The 16,801-nt window shown below is 56.1% G+C and carries 23 protein-coding genes, 1 tRNA gene and 2 pseudogenes; 10 read left to right on the forward strand and 16 right to left on the reverse strand.

Features of this window, described 5'->3' with window-relative positions; all coding sequences use genetic code 11:
- Nucleotides 1–208: 208 nt before the first annotated feature.
- Nucleotides 209–670 (forward strand): hypothetical protein, encoded by a 462-nt coding sequence (locus GHO42_RS19755; RefSeq protein WP_153328812.1) that lies wholly within the window; start codon nt 209–211, stop codon nt 668–670.
- A gap of 83 nt (nt 671–753) precedes the next feature.
- Here GHO42_RS19755 and GHO42_RS26490 read toward each other — a convergent pair whose 3' ends face one another.
- Complete coding sequence (locus tag GHO42_RS26490) at nt 754–1,035, reverse strand: DUF4236 domain-containing protein (RefSeq protein WP_153328810.1); 282 nt, start codon at nt 1,033–1,035, stop codon at nt 754–756.
- Nucleotides 1,036–1,549: 514 nt separating this feature from the next.
- Here GHO42_RS26490 and GHO42_RS19765 point away from each other — a divergent pair.
- Nucleotides 1,550–1,825: a hypothetical protein gene (locus tag GHO42_RS19765; RefSeq protein ID WP_153328808.1), complete on the forward strand. Its 276-nt coding sequence runs from the start codon at nt 1,550–1,552 to the stop codon at nt 1,823–1,825.
- Between the two features lie 55 nt (nt 1,826–1,880).
- On the opposite strand, the gene GHO42_RS19770 is transcribed toward GHO42_RS19765, so the two are convergent.
- Nucleotides 1,881–2,195 carry a DNA-binding transcriptional regulator gene (locus GHO42_RS19770; protein WP_019827011.1) on the reverse strand — a complete coding sequence of 105 codons (315 nt, stop codon included), beginning with the start codon at nt 2,193–2,195 and terminating at the stop codon, nt 1,881–1,883.
- Nucleotides 2,192–2,536, reverse strand: a complete 345-nt coding sequence (locus tag GHO42_RS19775; protein WP_019827010.1) for a hypothetical protein — start codon at nt 2,534–2,536, stop codon at nt 2,192–2,194. Before GHO42_RS19775 ends, GHO42_RS19770 begins: the two co-directional genes overlap by 4 nt.
- 188 nt (nt 2,537–2,724) lie before the next feature.
- Between GHO42_RS19775 and GHO42_RS19780 the strand changes: the two genes are divergently transcribed.
- A complete protein-coding gene (locus GHO42_RS19780) occupies nt 2,725–2,970 on the forward strand; it encodes a hypothetical protein (protein ID WP_153328806.1) in 246 nt (81 codons plus the stop codon).
- Here GHO42_RS19780 and GHO42_RS19785 read toward each other — a convergent pair.
- The 7 genes and pseudogenes from GHO42_RS19785 to GHO42_RS19815 form a co-directional block, all read right to left on the reverse strand.
- Nucleotides 2,948–3,163 carry a DUF1983 domain-containing protein gene (locus tag GHO42_RS19785; protein WP_130871701.1) on the reverse strand — a complete coding sequence of 72 codons (216 nt, stop codon included), beginning with the start codon at nt 3,161–3,163 and terminating at the stop codon, nt 2,948–2,950. The genes GHO42_RS19780 and GHO42_RS19785 overlap by 23 nt on opposite strands.
- Before the next feature lie 34 nt (nt 3,164–3,197).
- The gene (locus GHO42_RS19790; protein ID WP_095018793.1) at nt 3,198–3,941 is read right to left on the reverse strand and encodes a C40 family peptidase; all 744 of its coding nucleotides are present in this window, start codon (nt 3,939–3,941) and stop codon (nt 3,198–3,200) included.
- A gap of 320 nt (nt 3,942–4,261) precedes the next feature.
- The gene (locus GHO42_RS19795) at nt 4,262–4,678 is read right to left on the reverse strand and encodes a phage tail terminator-like protein (RefSeq protein WP_095018791.1); all 417 of its coding nucleotides are present in this window, start codon (nt 4,676–4,678) and stop codon (nt 4,262–4,264) included.
- Nucleotides 4,675–5,272, reverse strand: a pseudogene (locus tag GHO42_RS19800) (hypothetical protein). Before GHO42_RS19800 ends, GHO42_RS19795 begins: the two are co-directional and overlap by 4 nt.
- Nucleotides 5,269–5,637 carry a hypothetical protein gene (locus tag GHO42_RS19805; RefSeq protein WP_095018790.1) on the reverse strand — a complete coding sequence of 123 codons (369 nt, stop codon included), beginning with the start codon at nt 5,635–5,637 and terminating at the stop codon, nt 5,269–5,271. Before GHO42_RS19805 ends, GHO42_RS19800 begins: the two are co-directional and overlap by 4 nt.
- Nucleotides 5,638–5,689: 52 nt before the next feature.
- Complete coding sequence (locus GHO42_RS19810; RefSeq protein WP_095018789.1) at nt 5,690–6,013, reverse strand: helix-turn-helix domain-containing protein; 324 nt, start codon at nt 6,011–6,013, stop codon at nt 5,690–5,692.
- A gap of 95 nt (nt 6,014–6,108) precedes the next feature.
- Nucleotides 6,109–6,477, reverse strand: a pseudogene (locus GHO42_RS19815) (DnaT-like ssDNA-binding protein); the annotation flags it as partial.
- A 26-nt stretch (nt 6,478–6,503) separates the two neighbouring features.
- On the opposite strand from GHO42_RS19815, the gene GHO42_RS19820 reads away from it, so the two are divergent.
- Genes GHO42_RS19820 through GHO42_RS19830 form a run of 3 tightly spaced genes read left to right on the forward strand, consistent with a single transcriptional unit; the run spans nt 6,504 to nt 8,139 of the window.
- A complete protein-coding gene (locus GHO42_RS19820) occupies nt 6,504–6,734 on the forward strand; it encodes a hypothetical protein (RefSeq protein ID WP_153328802.1) in 231 nt (76 codons plus the stop codon).
- 35 nt (nt 6,735–6,769) lie between these two features.
- Complete coding sequence (locus GHO42_RS19825; protein WP_073510520.1) at nt 6,770–7,003, forward strand: hypothetical protein; 234 nt, start codon at nt 6,770–6,772, stop codon at nt 7,001–7,003.
- On the forward strand, nt 7,003–8,139 hold the full coding sequence (locus GHO42_RS19830) for a tyrosine-type recombinase/integrase (protein WP_153328800.1): 1,137 nt from the start codon (nt 7,003–7,005) through the stop codon (nt 8,137–8,139). Before GHO42_RS19825 ends, GHO42_RS19830 begins: the two co-directional genes overlap by 1 nt.
- 109 nt (nt 8,140–8,248) lie before the next feature.
- Here the strand turns inward: GHO42_RS19830 and GHO42_RS19835 are convergent.
- Nucleotides 8,249–8,325 (reverse strand) — tRNA-Val (locus GHO42_RS19835).
- Nucleotides 8,326–8,509: 184 nt separating this feature from the next.
- On the opposite strand from GHO42_RS19835, the gene GHO42_RS19840 reads away from it, so the two are divergent.
- A complete protein-coding gene (locus GHO42_RS19840) occupies nt 8,510–9,793 on the forward strand; it encodes an FAD-binding oxidoreductase (protein WP_153328798.1) in 1,284 nt (427 codons plus the stop codon).
- 117 nt (nt 9,794–9,910) lie between these two features.
- Here the strand turns inward: GHO42_RS19840 and GHO42_RS19845 are convergent, their stop codons facing one another.
- On the reverse strand, nt 9,911–10,588 hold the full coding sequence (locus tag GHO42_RS19845) for a peptidase C39 family protein (protein ID WP_153328796.1): 678 nt from the start codon (nt 10,586–10,588) through the stop codon (nt 9,911–9,913).
- Nucleotides 10,589–10,813: 225 nt separating this feature from the next.
- Between GHO42_RS19845 and GHO42_RS25785 the strand changes: the two genes are divergently transcribed.
- Entirely contained in the window at nt 10,814–10,981 is a 168-nt protein-coding gene (locus tag GHO42_RS25785; protein ID WP_170943736.1) for a hypothetical protein, read from the forward strand.
- 60 nt (nt 10,982–11,041) lie between these two features.
- Here the strand turns inward: GHO42_RS25785 and GHO42_RS19850 are convergent, their stop codons facing one another.
- Nucleotides 11,042–11,797, reverse strand: a complete 756-nt coding sequence (locus tag GHO42_RS19850; protein ID WP_095002290.1) for a TerC family protein — start codon at nt 11,795–11,797, stop codon at nt 11,042–11,044.
- 30 nt (nt 11,798–11,827) lie between these two features.
- Nucleotides 11,828–12,067: a hypothetical protein gene (locus GHO42_RS19855; RefSeq protein ID WP_095002448.1), complete on the reverse strand. Its 240-nt coding sequence runs from the start codon at nt 12,065–12,067 to the stop codon at nt 11,828–11,830.
- A gap of 134 nt (nt 12,068–12,201) precedes the next feature.
- Here GHO42_RS19855 and nhaR point away from each other — a divergent pair, with 134 nt between their 5' ends.
- Entirely contained in the window at nt 12,202–13,101 is a 900-nt protein-coding gene (gene nhaR / locus GHO42_RS19860; RefSeq protein WP_095002289.1) for a transcriptional activator NhaR, read from the forward strand.
- Here the strand turns inward: nhaR and GHO42_RS19865 are convergent.
- Nucleotides 13,088–14,251, reverse strand: coding sequence for an MFS transporter (locus GHO42_RS19865; RefSeq protein ID WP_095024555.1), 1,164 nt, complete (start codon nt 14,249–14,251; stop codon nt 13,088–13,090). The genes nhaR and GHO42_RS19865 overlap by 14 nt on opposite strands.
- 281 nt (nt 14,252–14,532) lie before the next feature.
- Here GHO42_RS19865 and sstT point away from each other — a divergent pair, with 281 nt between their 5' ends.
- Nucleotides 14,533–15,765 carry a serine/threonine transporter SstT gene (gene sstT / locus GHO42_RS19870; RefSeq protein WP_095002287.1) on the forward strand — a complete coding sequence of 411 codons (1,233 nt, stop codon included), beginning with the start codon at nt 14,533–14,535 and terminating at the stop codon, nt 15,763–15,765.
- A gap of 466 nt (nt 15,766–16,231) precedes the next feature.
- Here the strand turns inward: sstT and GHO42_RS19875 are convergent, their stop codons facing one another.
- On the reverse strand, nt 16,232–16,741 hold the full coding sequence (locus tag GHO42_RS19875; protein ID WP_153328885.1) for a DUF1993 family protein: 510 nt from the start codon (nt 16,739–16,741) through the stop codon (nt 16,232–16,234).
- Nucleotides 16,742–16,801 lie beyond the last annotated feature (60 nt).

A 16,801-nucleotide genomic window follows, 5' to 3' on the forward strand; every position in this document is an offset into this window, starting at 1 on the left:
ATCAGCTGTCACCGGTAGAGTTTGAAAAGCGTTACGCAGCGAGCCTGGAGAGTGTCTAGGAAACCCGGGGCGATTCACCCCGCCAGAAATGCTACAGCGAGCGCGCCTATCAAAATTCGCATGTCGTTCCCTCTATTGATTTTGGCGGGACTTTAGCATCAGCAACGCGGTCATGGCAGAATGCCCGCCAACAATAACGGAGCCTGTGATGAGACCCTTCGCAATAGCTGCACTAATGCTTCTGCTCACAGGATGCGTATCAAAGGTCGTTGAGTACACTCCGGCCAAGATCAGCCCAGAACAGGCACGTTCGGTAATCGAACAGGTGCTTATGGAACAACCTCTCAAGTCCAGGCCGGAGCAGGTCGTGTTTACTGATGAGTACATTGGCTATGGCAGCGGCATACTTTCGACCACCAGCGGCTTGGCCAGTGCAGTCCCTCTCGGTGGCGGAGCGATAGCAGCAGGCAGCTCACGAACATCCTCAAAAGCCGTTCAGACTCGTATTTACTACAACTCCATCGGTAGTGTGGCCCTCTACTCGAAACGCGGCCGATGGGTTGTGCAGACCCGGAGCACTGGCGGGAACGTCATGAACAGCTCTCTTGTAGATACGCAGAAGAAAGCTGAACGGTTTGTGGATGCAATGGTGTCTCTCAAACGCGGGTAATAACAATCAAACACAATAAGCCCAGCATTTAGCTGGGCTTTCTCATTTCAGGGCACCGAAAACATTAGGGCTGCGCGTGGACCTCAGCTGAATATCCACCAAAGAACTGCTGCGATAATTAGCAAGGTGGCCACATGCGCCCACGCCGGTGTAGGTGGCGTAGGGGTAGCCTCTCTCTTTCCGGCCCCGTAGAACTTCGACGAAGATATTCCAGTGCCAGGAATTCCGGTCGTGACCCGCGTACCGCGTTTACTTAGGTTTACTGTGGCACCTTTCACGCCTAGTGACGTACTCACACCACTTTTGCTGATGTTGATCCGAACACCAGGAGCAATTTTGCTGCTCTTCCTGATTCTGAGGGCCATGACTCAGTTCCTTTGAAAAAAAGCAACTTTAGCATCAAAATGCCACCACCAAGAATAACGCTCTGTCGGAACCTGAATGGGCATCCAGCATGGATGAAATGCCAATACCTAAATACTCGCCACAGTAGTAGCGTTGTGCCCTATAACCAAGTCTGAGGAAGTCCAATTGAAGGCGCTTAATAAAGCTCTACAGTTATTTCGAAACGAACGTAAGCGGCCCTGGTCGGAGCTCAATAGTTGGGCGCTTGCCCTAATTGGTGGACCAAGTTTTCTGGCCGGCAGTTACTACTTATGGGTAGCCAAAGACGTTGCTCCAGAACTCATACACGCTACAAACCAAGTAGGTATAACAGCATTGGGAGTCGCTGCGTACAGTGCCGTTGGGCTGATGCTTTTTACTGGCTGGCACTTTTTGACAATCGCCAAGCGCTGCTCCGAAGTGCTTCGCCAGCGCCATTACAGGTAGCCCAAGCCTGGGCTGCAGGGCGTTTTTTTACTGGCTAGGATGCAGATAATGCAACTTGAATTCACGAAACTGAGGCTAGCGTTTGCAGATCCAGCCGATGGTCCTTACGCACTGGTAGAAAAACGTAACCTACTAATCAATGCGCTTAAAAACTGGCCGAATGAGTGCTATCCGATTGCAGACTTGCTGCTGCCTCATGGAAAACCGGTCAGTCAAGAATCGCGCAGGGTGATTGATGGTCTGATCTCCATATTGGAGATCCAGCCAATTCGCCCCGATGAAATATTAGATCTAGTAGGCGGCTTGCGGCTCGTTTGCTGGTAAGGCACCAGATGCAACAAGCCCAGCGCGAGGGCCGGGCTTTCATATACAGGTCAGCTTAAACAGCGTTGAGGCGATCAACCATATCAGGGAAGCGCTGGACCAACTTGATCAGTAGTGCTGCCTGGGCATTCGGCTTTGACTTCGACTGCTCCCAATTTTTCAGTGTGTCCGGGCTGGTTCTGATCTGCCGGGCAAACACTGGCTGGGACATGTGCAATTTTTCACGCAGAGAAACGATCTCGGCAGCAGTCACCTCGGGGGCCGGCATCGCCTCCACTTCGTACTGGCGAAGGGTGATCTTCCCTTCGCGATGTTCGCCCATCTCGTTCACGCCTTGCATCAGCTCGGCAAACAGATCGCGCTTTTTCATTTCCCACCTCGTTGTTTCAATTCTGCACCAATGGCCGCCTTCAGCGCTTTCTCCTGATCAGCGGTCAGGTTTTCAAGCTCATCCTTGTCGTAAATTGCGAACATCCAGAACTGACCATCATCCAGCAGCCAGTAATAGATGACCCGCAACCCGCCACGCTTGCCCTTTCCTCTGCGGGCGTCTTGCCAGCGTAGCTTTCGGAATCCACCCGTGCGCGGCATTACATCGCCTGCGGCCGGGTTCGCCTGCATCTCTACCTGAAGCTGCCGGTATTCATCGTCAGTCAGGTAATCACCTACCGTGGCGGTGAAGCTTGTGGTTTCAAAGAAGACTGTTTTCATTGGCGTAAAGTGTACGCAGATTGCCTATAGATTAGCAAATGGTTGCAGCCTGTACGAATCCTCAGTAACACCCCGTTGCCTGTAGTAGTAGCCTCCTGCACTTACGCAACAGAATTCCCCAGTCTTTTGCCTGCAAGCCCACGGACTGGGGTTGCGCTAATTTCGGCGCGGATTACCAAGGAGGCAAAATGGAACAAAGCGAACTGAGTCAGAAACTGATCGACGCCGTCAACGCGCATGGCTCAGACCTGCAAAATCTCAATTGCGTAATTTCCGGACTTGTTCATCAATTGTCCGCTTCTCAAGGAAAAGAAGGCCTCGAGACTGCAAGGGTCTTTGCATTGCGCGTGGCGGAGGCGATGCCCAAGAACGGTCCTGTTCGTCCGAACCCCAAGAGGATCTCGGAATTTTTCAGCGATCACCCAAAGGACTAAACCCTAATTTGCTCTCAATCCGTGCAAGTCGACGCTCCAACAGGTCGGCTTTCTCTGTTGCCAGAAATTGCTCAACACTCTTGATCGAAAATCTATCAGCTGAAATCAAAAGCTGACTGGTTTCAATTCCAGTACCAATACCGGTAACCACAAGCGCTCCAGTACTCGTCATTTGAGTTTTAAGTTGGTGCATGCTGATCTCCTGCGGGTAAGCCGCGTCATTTTAGTTATTTTGCATCTGTGTGCCTGAGGATCAGCTGCGTCCGATCCAGCCAAGGGCCGCCATAAACGATCACCTCTGACGGCCTGCCGTACAGGTGATGCAACAAAAACGGCCCCGGCCCGAACACCCCTGATTCTTCTCCAGGCAGCTCCGGATCATCACCGAGATAAATCCCAGCATGATTCGGGTGAACCGTTCGCCCAATCGCCATAACGATCAGGTCACCACGCCGTGGCTGGTCGCCCCGCACAAAACCTGCCTCCTCGTAATTGGCTTCGTACAAACTGGTGTTGCCAGCACTCTCCCACCAGCCGTCCTCCCGTCTAAAAGCTTCAAACTCCAGCCCCCACTCGCGCTTGTACCAATCCGCACAGACCTGCCAGCAATCCCAGGCGCCGTGAACAAACGGACGCTTAAGCAGCGGCGTGTTTCCGGTCGGTGTAATAGTGCGCAAGTCGCCTTCAGGCCAACTCAGGATGTGCCATGGCAACGCCGTAGCCTCGCACATCGCCAGATCGTGCGGAGACGGCCGGCTGGTGGCATCCGGGTGTGAGTGAACAATGCCGATCACCTCGCCCAGGTCTTCCGCTGCTGCGTAGTCTTCTGGATCGAGACGAAACTCTTCATTCGGCTCGCTGGCAATGTTCCGGCACGGGAAGTACTGCTGCTTGCGCCCGATGGCCAGCAGCAGCCCGCAGCACTCTTTCGGGTATGGGCGTATTAGGATGAAGTCAGTGGATTGGCAAATAGAGCCATCGACCGGATGACGGCTGGTTGATAGGATCGCGCGCCTTACTTAATGCCACTCCGGGAATCAAACACATATGAATCGAGAGCAAGTTCGTAGCGCCATTTGGTCCGCGATAATCACCTCAGTGATTGCACTGCTGTCGGCCTACGCCCAAACCGATCCGAATAGTGCACAAGGTTGGTTGATCGAATCCAGGCTTCTAGCGTCCCTCTGGGTTGACTCTCTGCCCCTGGCGGCGATTCTTGTTCTGATACTGGCCGCGCCTTGGTATTTAGTGAAGTGGTTCAGAAGCCGCCGCGCCAAATCCTAAGTACTGATCAAGTCGTGTCGGCACGGTACTGAAACGACACAGGCAACGCACAGCCGGTGTCTTCTTGTTGCTCGGGACCAGGCTCGACCGGGGTCATCACCAGTACCGTGAAGTCACCCCGGGTTAATCGATCATTGAGGGCAAACAAAGCAGACAGGTCATCTGCCAACCCTTCGCCCGCACCGGAACCCATTCCGGCAGGTGTGACGATGGTGATTTGAAACAGACCGGTATAAACCCGATGCTCGCCAGCGAGGTCGTCGCTCCCCGTGTGAGCAGGTATCAAGAAAGCCCGCAGGTAGGTTTCGCCGTCAGCAGGCTTGAACACCACATTTTGATAGGCAATGCGCAGTACAGGCTTCTGCAGCTTTGCCCAAGCTGCCAGCCGGGCCTCAAACAGTGCGCGAACAATCTTATGGCTCATACCTGGTTCTTCCTGATGGCCTCTTCAACAATCTTTTGAAAGTTGCCCAGGGTGATCCGAACCATACCGCTCGGTGCCTGGGTTGAATGCCCGTACTCCAAGGGGATGGCATAAGGCAGTGAGTTGGTGATGTAAGCCGTCTCCCCTGCATTGAACTCCAGGGCACCATTGACGATACGTGCCATGGAACGGCTACCACCGGGGGTCTACCTGATCCACCGTGGAGGTGTCAGGTGATCCGACACTGAACATCCAGTTGCCGCGAAAGCGCCCGCCCACACAGCCCTGCGGCGCACGTATGCCCATGCCGTCATTGAGCTTTAAGCCGCGCTTGAGATAGCCACGTTTGTCGAAGTTTTGCGGATTTTGGCGCAGGTTTTCGTTGTGTTCCGCGACGGCCTGGTTGTACTCGCGACTGATCTTGTTGATCTTCCAGACATCAGGAGTGCCCACAGGTGACATCGTGATAACGCTGTTACCTATGTTGATGATGATGTCGCGCATCGTCATATCAATGGCATCTTTCGCTCGATCCGCGAAGGCCCGGATTTGAGCTGAGAAACTGCCGCTCTTGCCTGCGTAATGATTGCTCATGATCGCACCTGCAATTCATAGAGGATCGGTGTCCCGGCAGGGTTGATCTCTTTGAGCGGAGGAACGATTGACCAGGTGCGGCCTTGAATTGACATCTTGCTCAGCAGGTCAGGCACCCACTCAAGCCCCTGCGCAGCAATCTTGAGCTTCTTGTCGCCTTGCTTGATGAGGCTGTTGTTCTGGAACTCCTGGCCAGTGAAGTCGAGCAGGATGCCTTGGGCAGTTTGCTCAGTGATAATGTCAGGATCTGACGTTCCGGTTTCGGGATCGTACTCGCCGGGAAGGACATTACCGACAAGTATCGACTGGCCGAACTCGGTGATCATCTCCAGAGCCATCATGGCCATTTCGTCATAGAAAGTCATGGTGGCACCTGAGATAGAAAACCCCACTAGATAGCGGGGCTGGGTCAACGAATCAGCTGTAGGAAAGGTTAACTGTGCTGAATCCGCGGCTTTTTAGCTCTTCAAGTATCTGCTCAATAGACGAGTCGGAAAGTGATTCGCCGATTTCCTGCTTTTTCGCTTCTGCCTCAACTTCCTCGTCATCGACCTCAAACAGAGCTTTGTTCAACTCTTGCCAAGTGCCCATCGTAGGCTGAGATTCGCCTCGCTCGTAGCGTCCAGGCATAACATTGGATATGCCTGCAGCATCAGCCAACTCAGTCAATGTGAGCCCTGCATCCTTGCGCGCATTACGTAGAGCCGAGCGAAAATTACTGCTTTTTGGATTAGGTAACATGCATCACTCCCTTTTTGAGAGGAGCATACTAAAGCACTCAAAGTAACTTCTACTAGTAACTTTTAGTACTGGCCACTACGAATGCCATCATCTGTTTATACCTTTACAGAAAACAATCCTCGTTGCAGCAAGTAGTCCGCAAACTGCGTCGCACTGGGCCGATCAGGCGCCGCAGGCAATAACCGCTTGCTGGTGTTCGGGATCGTTGCGTACTCGCGTGTCACGGCCCCCTCGACACGCTCCAATGTCACGGCCCCTTTGCGTTTGTCGATTGGGTCAATATCGTCGGCGTGAATTTCGGCCGCCAAGGCCATCTGCCCGTACTGGATACGCGCAGGCAAATAGTTGGCGGCTTTGTTCTCGCCATCCAGATGCACTTCCCGGCGTGGCCAGGACAAAGCCTGTTCGCTGCTGGTCTTGCGCCCCTTCCAGGTCATGCCATCCATCACCAAAGCCGCGCGGCGACCTCCCAACCATCTAAGGACAGTTCATGCCCGCTAAAAATATTGGCGAGCGCATCGACGCCCGCTGCACCCGCTGCGGTGCCCGCAACATGCAAATCTCCGAAGAATTTATTGGTTCAGGCAACTACGAGGTGCAGGCCGGCAAGGTCATCGCCGTGACGTCTGCCGACTCGCTTAAAGCCACTGGCCGCCTTTACGGCCATTGCCGCCAGTGCGGCCACGACTGGGTTTTCCGCAAGAACCCGCTCGCCTCTTAAACCTCCAAGCCCGCCACCCGGGAAAGGAATCAGACATGGCAAAGATCATTGCTCAGATCACAGCCCGCCTCCCTCGCTTGATGGAGGCCAGTGAATACAGAAAACTGCGTTACGCAGGCGGCAAGCCGAGCTTGCAACAACTCAAAAAATGGATAGAGGAAGGCGAAGTGTTGGGAGAGGTAAAAGGCGGAATGTATTTTGTAGACCTGCAGGCCGCAATCATGGGCTCGAACGATCCGCTGCTCGCTCAAATGCTGGAGCTTGGGTAATGGCTTCCCGGCCTCGCAGCATCAAGAACCGCAAGCTTCCCCCCAACCTCTACCCCAACGGCAAATACTGGCGCTACCGCAACTCCATCACCGGCCTGATGACCAGTATCAACCGGCCGCTTGAGGACGCTATCAAGTTGGCCAGGGTCGCGAACGCAAAGCTGGCCCCTGTGATGGCCGGTGACGGGGAGCTGCTCATGATCCTGACAGGCGATCGCCTGCCCACAATGCGCAACCTGATAGAGCGCTTTGAGGCCGAATGGCTGAAAGATCGCGGGTATGCCGCTCGCACCCTGGTAGAGATCAAGTTCAAGCTCGAGCGCTACCGGCAGGACTTGGGGGATCAGTTGGTCGGCCAGCTCGACGTGCTTGCCATCGCGGAGTACCTGGACGGCTTCAGCAACAACGCTTACACCAAGCACCGCGGCCTGCTTATCCAGATCTTTGCCTTCGCGGTGGCCAAGGGTTTGACTGAGCGCAACGTGGCCGAGCTGACGCTGATCAAAAAGGAAGCAGAGAAGAAGCGTCAGCGACACACGCTGGCGGGCCTGATGACGATTGTGGACGCGGATACCACACCACTCTGGTTGAAACGCGCCATCCGCCTGGCGCTGGCCAGCCTGCAGCGGCGTGACGATATCGTTTCGTGGCTCAAGTCCGCAGTCGACCTTGAGAACAACACGATCAAGGTTTCGCCCGGTAAGACTCAGGGCTATGACAACCCCTTTCACCTGCAGATCAAAATGGGCAAGGCTCTACGAGAGGTTGTGAGCGAATGTCTGCGCTCCCCTGTGGCTTCGCCTTACCTGACTCATTACAGGCCCAAGGCGAGAAGGCGTGAGCAGATAGACGCCAAGGATCACTGGACCTCGGTCACTCCGAACTATCTGAGCAACGAGTTCAGTAAGGCCCGGGACGCGGCGCATGCGTATGACCATATTCCGGCGACTGAGCGGCCCACCTTTCACGAGATCCGCGCTTTGGGTGCTTGGCTATACGAGCAGCAGAACTTCCCGCAGGAATACATCCAGGCGCTAATGGGCCATGCGGACGCGAAGATGACTAAACACTATCAGGATGGGCACACAGAGAAAGGTATCGAGTACCTGGAGGTGGGAGCTGATTTGGCGTTCTGAGGTGGGGGTTTTGCAAAAGTTTTGCAAAAGTTTTGCAAATCGCAGACAACAAAAAAGGGCCCACCTTTCGGTGAGCCCTTCTAGACCGCCCAGCAGAGCGGATTTTGTTTGGTAGGCGCGATTGGACTCGAACCAACGACCCCCACCATGTCAAGGTGGTGCTCTAACCAACTGAGCTACGTGCCTGCTGTGGGGTCGCATTCTATAGATTTGCGGAGGGGTGTCAACACCTTTTTTGCAGCTAACCCTATGAATAGTCGAATTTTTTATTTTTAACCCGAAAACACTCAGCCGCCAGTGGCTGGCGGGCGGTTTTCAACTCAGGTAGCATCGGCTTCACTCGTAAAAAATATAAAACAGAGGCTGCAGAATGTCGAACACTCCCTATCCCCAGTCCTACTATGCGGCTTCAGCCAATCCAGCCCCTGAGCGCCCTGCCCTGCAGGGCGAGGTGGAAACGGATGTGTGTGTTATCGGCGCCGGCTATACCGGGCTGTCGAGTGCGCTTTTTTTGCTGGAGGCCGGTTTCAAAGTCACGGTCCTGGAAGCAGCGAAGGTGGGGTTCGGTGCTTCCGGACGCAATGGCGGCCAGATCGTTAACAGTTACAGCCGCGATATCGATGTCATCGAACGCACTGTCGGGGCCAAGCAGGCTCAGTTGCTGGGGCAGATGGCCTTTGAAGGCGGCAAGATCATTCGTGAGCGTGTGGCCAAGTATCAGATCCAGTGCGATTTGAAAGACGGCGGCGTGTTTGCCGCCATCACCGCCAAGCAGATGGGCCATCTGGAAGCGCAGAAAAAACTGTGGGAGCGTTATGGCAATACGTCACTGGAGCTGCTGGATCAGCGCCGGATTCGTGAAGTGGTTGCCTGTGATCAGTATCAGGGCGGGCTGCTGGATATGAGCGGCGGGCATATTCATCCGCTTAATCTGGCGCTGGGCGAAGCCGCTGCCGTGGAGTCGTTGGGCGGCACCATTTATGAGCAGTCCCCCGCTGTTCGCATTGAACGCGGCGCCAATCCTGTGGTGTATACCCCCCAGGGCAAGGTGCGAGCAAAGTTCATTATCGTCGCAGGCAATGCCTATCTGGGCAATCTGGTACCGGAGCTGGCTTCCAAGTCCATGCCCTGCGGTACACAGGTAATCACCACCGAGCCCCTGGGTGATGAGCTGGCCAAGACTCTGTTGCCACAGGACTATTGCGTTGAGGACTGTAACTACTTGCTCGACTACTATCGCCTGTCCGGTGACAAGCGTCTGATTTTCGGGGGCGGCGTGGTGTATGGCGCACGGGACCCTGCCAATATCGAGGCGATTATCCGGCCGAAAATGCTCAAGGCTTTCCCGCAGCTCAAGGATGTGAAAATTGACTACGCATGGACGGGCAATTTCCTGCTGACGCTGTCACGCCTGCCTCAGGTCGGTCGTATCGGTGACAACATCTATTACTCACAAGGTTGCAGCGGGCATGGCGTGACCTATACCCATCTGGCTGGCAAGGTGCTGGCTGAAGCCCTGCGCGGGCAGGCAGAGCGTTTTGATGCGTTTGCCGATCTGCCCCACTACCCTTTCCCCGGCGGACAGCTGTTGCGTACACCGTTGACTGCTTTGGGTGCCTGGTATTACAGCTTGCGGGACAAGTTCGGCTTTTAACTCTTGTGGTGGCTATGTGGGAGCGAGCTTGCTCGCGATGGCATCCCTGCGTTGTGCCAGTCACACCGCGTCGCTTGCATCGCAGACAAGCCAGCTCCCACAGGGTGATGCCAACGCTTACTTTTGGGACTCCAGAGTCTTGATCGCTGTAGCCCCGGCCTGTTCCTGGCCCGAGCGGGACAGTTCATTGGCAATTTTCAGCCAGCGGGGCTTGTCGACGTTGGCCGGCAACTGGGTTGGCGACAGGATCAGCACGGCCCAGCCGCCAGCATCCTTCCACGCCGACTCGAATTTGCTGAAGTCCATCAACCGCCGACGCTCCATACCTGAACGCAGCAACACCGTGCCTTTGGCGCGGTTGTAACCCACCAGCATCGCGTAGCGCGGCTCGGACCACAGCGTGCCATCACTGAACCGCAGCATTACCGGGTAACCGGCAGCCACCTGGGTCAATAAAGCCGAAAGCGATGAGTCCAGCGGGTACACCATCAATCCGTAACCGGCGGCCAATTGCTCGATATTGCTTTGCAACGAGGCCTCTGCGCCCGGCAGTTTCAGCGGTTTGACCAACAGCCCCGGGGTAACTCTGATCCGTTGCTCACCGAGCATGCCGGCCAGCGTTTGAGGTGCCCCTTGATTGGCATTGCCGCGGAAAAAGGGCACGCCATTGAGTTCGACCCTCTCCGGCAAGCGCTTGAATTCAGGCGGCTCGACACTGGCACACCCCACCACCGCCAACGCAAGCAACGCCGCCAGCCACAATCGCGCGCTTCTCAACCCAATCACTCCCTGCATATTCCCTCGCTTTGAATGAACGCCAGACCTCAAGGTCTGGCCAAGGCCGTCGATCATAGGGCTCCAGTACGGCGAGGTATAGCCTTAAGCCTCAGGCCGATTGATGGCATAGTGCAAATCGATTAGTCCTACACGACCTTCGGTCAATAGACTGCAACATTGCACAGACTAGACTGTCATCTGCTTAGCGTGTGTTTGAGCCCGTAGGGGGCAAAGGAGGCACTGATGAGCCCGATACTGACTATTTTCCTGCTGATCGCCGGCTGGCTGGCCGTCGCCGGGGCCATGCTCTGGGGCCTGATGCGCATCAGCCGCCATCATCACCCGCAGGTGCAGGCAAAACCGCAAGATGTCCCTGAAAAACCGGTAGCTGGCGCAGCAAGCGCACATTGAACCCACAAAAAAGCCGTCCACCCCAAAGAGAGTGGACGGCTTTTTAGCATCAACCTGCGCTTACTTGATCAGCGCAGCCTGACGCCTTTCCCGGATCTGACGCGCCACAATGTTGAGTGTTTCAACCGTGGCCGAGAACGCCATCGCTGCATACACGTAACCTTTCGGCACATGGGCACCGAACCCTTCAGCGATCAGGGTCATGCCGATCATGATCAGGAAGGCCAGGGCCAGCATCACCACGGTCGGGTTGTCGTTGATGAACTTGGCCAGAGGCTCCGAAGCCAGCAACATCACCATCACGGCCACCACCACTGCAATCACCATGATCGGCAAGTGCTCGGTCATGCCCACCGCCGTAATGATGCTGTCGATGGAAAACACCAGGTCAAGCATGAGGATCTGGCCGATGGCAGCGGCAAAGCCCAAGGTGACTTTCGACGACACGCTGTCGGCTTTTTCTTCCACTTGCGGGGTCATGCTGTGGTGGATTTCACTGGTGGCCTTCCACACCAGGAACAGACCACCGGCAATCAGGATCATGTCCTTCCACGAGAAGGCCTTGCCCAACACTTCAAATACCGGTGTGGTCAGTTGCACGATGTAGGCAATGGTACCCAGCAAGCCCAGACGCAGGATCAGCGCCATGCCGATACCAATACGGCGTGCCTTGGTGCGGTATTGCTCAGGCAGTTTGTTGGTCAAAATCGAGATAAAGATCAGGTTATCGATACCCAGCACGATTTCCATCACGATCAACGTGGCTAAAGCGACCCAGGCTGCGGGGCTGGCAGCCAGTTGTAAAAGATATTCCATAGGTGTGTTCGGACTCTGCAGTAAGGCCAGTTAAATAGCTTTGGATGAATCTTGCTTTTCTTGCTCAGGCTTTTCTTTTTCAATCAGCCCACCGGTGGCTTCGCTGAGCGCTTGCTCCGCAGCCTTGTGAGTGTCATCAATTGCCTGTTTAGCGGATTCAGCGGTTTTGCTCAGCACCTGTTGCGCGGCTTTTTCAGCCTGGTCGCAACCCGCAATCGCCAGCAAACCTGCCGATAACAGTACGGCTACTGCTGCTTTTTTCATGTTCATGGTCATTTCCCTCTCTAAACCGGCGGCCACCAAAGTGGCTTGCGCATAACGCGGAATTCTAGAGAATCCAACACTTCAGGAAAATTCGTATTTTTAAACGCTATACTTCGGTTTTTACGAAGTGTGCGACGCTGATGCTTAATTACCGCCAATTGCATTACTTCTGGGTCGTGGCCAAGACCGGCAGCATTGTTCGCGCTTGCGAGCAACTTAACCTCACGCCGCAGACGATCAGCGGGCAAATCAGCCTGCTCGAAGACACCTATGGCCTGCCGTTGTTTCGCCGGGTCGGACGCCAACTGGAGCTGACCGAGACCGGACGCCAGGTGCTGCCTTATGCCGAGCAGATCTTTCAGGTCGGCAGTGAACTGGAAAGCATGCTGCGCATGGCGCCCAAGGAACAACAGATCTTGTTTCGAGTGGGTGTGGCCGACGTGGTGCCCAAGTCGATTGTGTATCGCCTGATTGCTCCGACCATGGAGCTGGATAAACCGATTCGCATCACCTGTCGCGAAGACAAGCTTGACCGGCTACTCGCGGACCTCGCTATTCAGCGTCTTGATTTGGTAATTTCCGACAGCCCTATGCCTTCGCACCTGGATATCAAGGGTTTCAGTCAAAAACTGGGCGAGTGCGGCATCAGTTTTTTTGCCACTGCGACGCTGGCCCAAGACTATGCCGAAAACTTTCCGCATTGCCTGCAAGGCGCGCCGCTACTGATCCCCGGGCCCGAAACCATGCTGCGCAGCCGCTTGTTGCGCTGGCTGGCCGAGCAGCAGATCCAGCCGCGAATCGTGGGGGAATTTGATGACAGCGCGCTGATGCAGGCTTTTGGTCAGTCGGGGATCGGCGTCTTTATCGCACCCAGCGTGATTGCCCAGGAAGTGATGCGTCAGTTTGATGTCGAACTGATCGGCCACACCGAGGCGGTCACCGAATCGTTCTACGCCATTACCGTGGAGCGCAAGATCCGCCACCCCGGCATCGTCGCGATTACCGAGGGGGCACGCCGCGAGTTGTTTACCCCGCGCTAGCACACACTGGCGGCGCCTTGGCAGTCATCAACACCAGCGCCAGCAGAATCGATACCAGGATAAACCCGGCGGCGGCAAACCCCAGGTTACCCAGGCCATAGCTATCGATTACCCGGCCACCCACCATCGCACCCAGGCCGATCCCCAGATTGGCCCCGGCAATATTCAGCGACGCGGCAAATGCCGGGGCATGGGGGGCAACTTTCATCAGCCGCACATGGCTGACCAGAAACATGGCCGCCTGGGTCACCCCCCAAATGCCCATGGCCGCCGCCAGGCCCAGGGTTGAGTGAATGCTCGGCACCAGCGCCACCAGGCCGCCGATCATAAAGGCACAAAACACCATCGAGGCGATCAGCGGATGGCGATCCACCATGCGCCCGCCCAACGAGTTGCCGATCAGGCCTACGGCGCCAAAGCCCATCAGGCACCACCCCACCAGCGTGCCGTCAAAGCCTGCCAGGCGCTCAAGAATATCGGCCAGATAGGTGTAGGCCGTAAACATGCCGCTGAACACCAGAACGGACAACACGATATGGCCAATCATCAATGGGCTGCGCAGCAGGGCAAACTGCGAACTCAGGGTGACGCTTTCTTTCACTGCCCGGGTGACAGGTAAATAGATCCACAGCAACAGCGCCTTGGCCAGGGCGACCACCGCCAGAATACCGAAGGCACTGCGCCAGCCCCAAGCATCCGAGATCAGGGTGCCTACAGGAATGCCAAATACCGTCGCACAAACGATGCCGAACCCGATTTTGGCAATCGCCCGCCCGGCGTAATCCGGGCCTACGATATCCACCGCCGTTTCGCTAGCCAGAGCCCAAAACACCGGCAACCCCAATGCCGGCAGCAGCCGCGCAAAAGCCATCACCCAAATGTTCGGCGCCAGCGCCGCCACGGTGTTGGCGAAGGCGAACATCAGCAAAATCGAGATAAACAGGCGCTTGCGCTGAAAACGTGCAAAGTAGGCGGTCAAAAACGGCCCGAGGGCAGCGACCGTAAAGGCGAACAAGGTCACCAGCAAACCGGCCTGGGGCACGCTGACCTCCAAGTCGCGGGCTATCGAAGGCAGCAGGCCGACGATGACAAATTCGGTGGTGAGCACGGTAAAGCCGGCCGCAGACAGCAGCAGGATGGGCAACAGCATGAATAACTCCAGAGACAACGAGGCCAGCGAAAGCCCGAAAGGCCCGCTGATTTGAAGAAAAGTGGGGGATGGGCAATGGTAACAGAATGCTTCACCTTGAAGCGACGTAACCCGAAACAAGTTCAACCACGGATGTGGCAGATTGCCCCTGCGTAGGAAAGCACCTACACGTCTATGATAAAGTTCGTATCCCGCCGACTTGCGTCGATCAGCCTGCCCGTTTGCCGCCGATCGCCCCACAGTTTTTCAATGCGCTACCCAGAACAACTAGAGAAACCTTTATGACTGACGCTCCACCTACCCTGCTGCAAAAGCTCATGCGCACCAGCCTGGTAACCCAGATTGTGATCGGTCTGATTGCAGGTATTTTGCTGGCATGGCTTGCGCCCTCGGCAGCGCTTTCGGTGGCCTTTATCGGCAAGGTGTTCGTCAGCGCCTTGAAAGCCGTTGCGCCGATTCTCGTGTTTGTACTGGTCATGGCCTCGATTGCCAACCACAAGCACGGCCAGGAAACCCATATCCGCCCGATTCTGGTTCTGTACCTGTTCGGCACCTTTGCTGCTGCTGTCGTGGCCGTTATCGCCAGCATGCTGTTCCCGTCGAATCTGGTTCTGGCCACCGAGAACATCGCCATTACCGCCCCCGGGGGTATCAGCGAGGTACTGCAAAGCCTGCTGTTGAGTGTGGTCGACAACCCGGTCAGCGCACTGATGAATGCCAACTTTATCGGCATCCTGGCGTGGGCCATCGGCATGGGCATTGCCATTCGTCATGCCGGCGACACTACCCGCACCGTACTCAATGACCTGTCCAACGGTGTCACCCTGATCGTGCGCGTAGTTATCCGCTTTGCACCGCTGGGCATTTTCGGCCTGGTGGCTGCTACCCTCGCCTCTTCGGGCTTCGGTGCCCTGCTGGGTTATCTGCACCTGCTCACGGTGTTGATTGGCTGCATGCTGTTTGTGGCGCTGGTGGTCAACCCGCTGATTGTGTTCTGGAAGTTGCGTCGCAACCCGTATCCGCTGGTATTTCTGTGCCTGCGCGAAAGCGGGATTACCGCGTTTTTCACCCGCAGTTCGGCGGCCAACATTCCGGTGAACATGGCGTTGAGCGAGCGTCTGGGCCTGCATGAAGACACCTACTCGGTGTCCATCCCGCTGGGGGCCACCATCAATATGGCGGGCGCGGCGATTACCATCACGGTACTGAGCCTGGCAGCCGTGCATACCCTCGGGATTGCGGTCGATATTCCGACTGCCATTTTGCTGAGTGTGGTGGCAGCCATCTGCGCCTGTGGCGCATCAGGTGTAGCGGGCGGTTCGCTGCTATTGATTCCGTTGGCGTGCAGCCTGTTCGGCATCCCGAGCGAGATTGCCATGCAGGTGGTAGCCGTGGGTTTCATTATCGGCATCCTGCAAGACTCCGCAGAAACCGCGCTCAATTCGTCTACCGACGTCCTGTTTACGGCTGCGGCCTGCATGGCCCAGGAAGACAAGCCCCTGCAACAAGGCTGAGGCCATGTGGGGCGGGCAAGCCTGCGATGCTTACACTCGGCCTGCCTGAATGACCGGGGCGCTGCCATCGCGAGCAAGCCCGCTCCCACAGTGGATCAGGCCAGCACCTGGCGTTGAGGGTGCCATTGAACCTGTGGGAGCTGGCTTGCCTGCGATGCTTGCAACTCGGTCTGTCTAAATAACCGGGGCGCTTCCATCGCGAGCAAGCCCGCTCCCACAGTGGATCAGGCCAGCACCTGGCGTTGAGGGTGCCATTGAACCTGTGGGAGCTGGCTTGCCTGCGATGCTTGCAACTCGGTCTGTCTAAATAACCGGGGCGCTGCCATCGCGAGCAAGCCCGCTCCCACAGTGGATCAGGCCAGCACCTGGCGTTGAGGGTGCCAATGAACCTGTGGGAGCTGGCTTGCCTGCGATGCTTGCAACCCGGTAGGTCTGAATGACCAAGGCGCTGACACAGTGCGCTTGATTAGAACGCGCCCATGTAGTCACGCTTGCCGATCTCAACACCATTGTGGCGCAGGATCGCGTAAGCCGTGGTCACATGGAAGAAGAACTGCGGCAGGCCGTAGGTCAGCAGGTAAGCCTGGCCCGTGAAGCGTTTTTCTTTAGGCGTGCCCTGACGGGTGATGATTTCGATGCCTTCCTTGCCATCGATTTGCTCAGGCTTGATCCCGTCGACAAACGCCAGCACTTTGCTGATCAAGGCTTGCAGGTCGGCAAAGGTCACTTCGCTGTCGTCATATTTTGGCAATTCGATTTCAGCCAGACGGCCCGAAACACCCTTGGTGAAATCAACTGCGATTTGCACCTGACGCACCAGCGGGAACATGTCCGGGGCCAGGCGCGCTTGCAAAAACACGCTCGGGTCGATGTTCTTGGCCGCGGCGTGAGCTTCAGCCTTGGCCAGCACACCGCTCAGGGCGTTGAGCATTTGTTTGAACACTGGAACGGAAGCGGCGTACAGAGAGATAGTCATGGAAGTCTCGACAGTCTGTGGGCAGGAATGCAATGTGCGCCGATTATAGACACGCCAGCG

Origin of the sequence: Pseudomonas sp. FSL R10-0056 (genome assembly GCF_009600105.1) — a bacterium.
Classification (GTDB): Bacteria; Pseudomonadota; Gammaproteobacteria; order Pseudomonadales; family Pseudomonadaceae; genus Aquipseudomonas; species Aquipseudomonas bubulae.